Source organism: Solitalea agri, from assembly GCF_023914155.1.
GTDB classification, from domain to species: Bacteria; Bacteroidota; Bacteroidia; order Sphingobacteriales; family Sphingobacteriaceae; genus Solitalea; species Solitalea agri.
Window position 1 is genome coordinate 1 of sequence record NZ_JAMWYS010000055.1, and the last position, 1749, is coordinate 1749.

The window sequence follows — 1749 nt, forward strand, 5'->3', positions numbered from 1 at the left end:
GAGCGATTGTCTTAGTGTACTTTTGCTTCCTTTCTCATTTTAAATCTAACAATAACAAATCTAAAGGAGCGAAGTCGAAGGGTCGAACAAATAACTTTCGGATTGCAAATCCGAAAGAGCGGGATTGGAACGGCCTCCATGAGCAAGCCTTCGACTACGCTCAGGCTGACAACAGTGTTGCCCTGAGCGTAGTCAAAGCGTGAGCAGTCAGTCCGAGCGTAGTCGAGGACCTAAGGGGATAATAAGGATCGGTATTTGTATATCAGGAATAAGGGATATTGTACTATTGTTTAATTTTTACTTCTATTAGTTACATCTAGCTAATTCATTTAATTATGAAAAAGGTCATTCTTCTACTATTAATCTTTGTTTTTGTTGGCAAAAAAGGGAATGCTCAAATGAGCGAGCATAAACTTTCGTTAGGTGTTAACATCGGTTATTCAAAAGCATTTATGGATACTCAACAAAGTGATGTTAATTTATCCTTTGGGGGAAGCGCTGACATGTATATTTCTCCATACATTTTTCTTTCAGGAAATTTCCACCATGGTAAATTTTCACAGTTAAACCCTGATAAATATGGACGCGGATTTAGCACTGTTTTTAATCAATTAAATGCCAGTGTAAACCTGAAAAGCGGCATGTTTTTTAAACCTGATTTTCGTTCGGCTTATTTACCCTGGTACCATGTGTATGTAGGAGTAGGAGTAGGGGCTGTAATTACGCAAATGAATGAAGCCAATTTAGCAGCCCCAGATGCTAATCAGCTAATTGGTGGAGTGCGGCTAAATCAACAGGCTTTCGTCCTGCCTATAAATGTTGGTGTGAACTTTAATATTCTTGGTTTTAATTATGATACTCCCTTTTCTATTAATTTAAATTATCAGCATAATTTAAGTTTTAATGATAATCTGGATGGTTACAATCCAACCTTTGATAATAAGTATAAGGATGCTTTTGGAGTTGCAACCATAGGGTTCAGGTATAACTTCCTGCAACGCGCATTCGTTGCTAAAAATAAACCGGTTAACCCGGCACCTCAGCAGGCACAATATGTTTGGCCTAATCGTCAAACAGAAAAGCGCGATACCATTAGAATAGTGCATATGTATTTACCTGAATGGACCTCAACAGTGGATACTGTTAAAAGGTAACCCCCATCAGTTCGAGCACGTCACCCTGAGCGGAGTCGAAGGGCCCTATTAATAAATTCGGATTGCAAATCCGAAAGAGCTTTTTTGTTGAAGGTTAAGTGGTATCGGTGCTGTTTTACATCCCCCTTACTCCCCCTTCAAAGGGGGAGTCCTTCTTCGGGAGATTTATGACAAGAAAGGTGAATCCAGTACTTTCTTAAATTATCCTTCAAAGTAGCATCGTGTAATGTGAACTTAGAACCCCCAATAGCGCTGTCTTAAACTCCCCCTTTGAAGGGGGAGTTCTTCTTCGGGAGATTTGTGACAAGAAAGGTGAATCCAGAACTTTCTTAAATTATCCTTCAAAGTAGCATCGTGTAATGTGAACTTAGAACCCCCAATAGCGCTGTCTTAAACTCCCCCTTCAAAGGGGGGGCCTTCTTCGGGAGATTTGTGACAAGAAAGGTGAATCCAGTACTTTCTTAAATTATCCTTCAAAGTAGCATCGTGTAATGTGAACTTAGAACCCCAATAGCGCTGTCTTAAGAGGCTGTCTCAAAAGGACGGCCTCTTTCTATTTTCAGGGGTTATCAACAAGTTAAAGCAGGATTTGTTG

General features: G+C 39.9%; 2 protein-coding genes. Both read left to right on the forward strand.

The features are described 5' to 3' along the window. Positions 1 to 203, forward strand: a 203-nt coding sequence (locus NF867_RS15825; RefSeq protein ID WP_252589365.1) for a hypothetical protein, incomplete at its 5' end; no start/stop codon positions are given. Positions 204 to 335: 132 nt separating this feature from the next. After that, the gene (locus tag NF867_RS15830; protein WP_252589366.1) at positions 336 to 1154 is read left to right on the forward strand and encodes an outer membrane beta-barrel protein; all 819 of its coding nucleotides are present in this window, start codon (positions 336 to 338) and stop codon (positions 1152 to 1154) included. The last annotated feature ends 595 nt before the right edge of the window (positions 1155 to 1749 follow it).

Coding starts and splice junctions, on each gene's coding strand:
- NF867_RS15830 (WP_252589366.1), top strand. CDS start 336: ATGAAAAAGGTCATTCTTCTACTATTAATCTTTGTTTTTGTTGGCAAA.